General features: G+C 43.1%; 1 protein-coding gene. It reads right to left on the minus strand.

Features of this window, described 5'->3' with window-relative positions; genetic code table 11:
* Nucleotides 1-37: 37 nt before the first annotated feature.
* Entirely contained in the window at nt 38-1,390 is a 1,353-nt protein-coding gene (locus OLM33_10075) for an IS5 family transposase (protein MCW1713997.1), read from the minus strand.
* Nucleotides 1,391-1,501 lie beyond the last annotated feature (111 nt).

The raw sequence follows: 1,501 nt of genomic DNA on the forward strand, positions 1-1,501 counted from the left end.
TAGTCGTTGCTGAAAAACAGCGATAGGATCAATAGGATCAAATAGCGCCTAATTGCAATGCCTGATTTTTGCCGTTTTGATTCAAATAGACGAGAATCAGGCTTGTTATTATTTGAGACAAAAAAGCCCTGAGTGATTTCAGCAGCTTTTTCAGATTGAAGCCACAGGACGCCATCAGGGCATTTATTTCATCCCCTATCCTGCCCTTCAGGTAGTTCCTTGCCATGCCGTGATCTTCTTTAAGATGCCCTATTACCGGTTCTATCGCATTTCTTCGTTTGAGCCTTTTCTTCTGGGCAGATGTGACTTTCTGTTTGGTGCCGGGAATAAAAACCTTGCATCGCAGACCTTCATGTACTTTTTTGCCCCTGTACCCTTTGTCACAGTAAACCTCTTCAGGATAGCATCCGGTCATTTGCTGAACCTGATCCAGAGAGTCTGAAAGTGTCGTGATGTCGTTGGGTGAACCTTTGTATGTCGTTGTGCCAAGTATCCAATTGCCCTTCTGCGTCGTCACTATTGATGCTTTGGCGCCAAATTCGTACTTCTTGTGTATTTTGCCTTTAGCAATGCAGGATGTCTCCGGTTCAAAATAACTGTAGATTTTGTTTTTATCTTCCCGCTTCTGATTCAGCACTTGTTCTGCCATTGAAAGGAATTTACCAAGTTTGCCTGACAGTTGATCATCTGTTGCTTTTCTTGTGATATCCCGTACTGTCCTTCCAAGTATGGTCTTAAGGCGCCTCTGACAGGCCTTCGCCTGTTTGTATTTCCTGCCGCGGTTCTTCAGCCAGTTCTCGCGCTGAAGCATCGGAACTGTCCTTGTGTAGCTCTGTCTAAGTTCTATCCCAGCCTTCTTTGCTTCTCTGACAAGTATTTCTGTACCCTTGGCGTAGAGTTTTACATCTGTCGGGAATGTTATGTTTTTCTCCTGTACTGTCGTGTCTATTGTGACTTTAAGCATATCTTTCTGTTTGAGGCAGTTCATCGAAAGTGCTGTTTCCAGTGTCTCTTTCAGCAGTGTTTCAAATCCTCGCGAACCAACTCTTTTGCGCCACCTTGTCATGGAGCTTGAGTTCAGGGGCAGCTTATGTTCAAAGAATTCCATACCGCAGAAGTACTGCCAGTATGGATTCTCCAGAAAACCTTCGACCACGCCCTCATCTGAAAGATCGTGCAGTCCTTTCAGGTAATGGAGACCTACCATTAATCTGGTAGGAAGACCGGGACGCCCTACATCCTGTATGTAAACTTCACCAAACTTCTTCTCAAACTCTTTCCAGTTGATTTTCCCGGAAAGCAATACAAGTTCATGCTCCATATTTATCATGTTTTCAAGGCGCATCTGGAAAATTCTATTCTGTGGATCTTCTGTAGTTTTGGGTTTCATTTCTGCAAGGTTTCTCCTCGTTTTATATAGATTTCTTGCAGATATTATATCTTATAATTACTCATAAATATAGTCTGTGACTGTATTATCCACGTTATTCAGTGACGACTA

It is taken from the genome of Synergistaceae bacterium DZ-S4, assembly GCA_025943965.1.
In the GTDB taxonomy this organism is placed as follows: Bacteria; Synergistota; Synergistia; order Synergistales; family Synergistaceae; genus Caenicola; species Caenicola nitritireducens.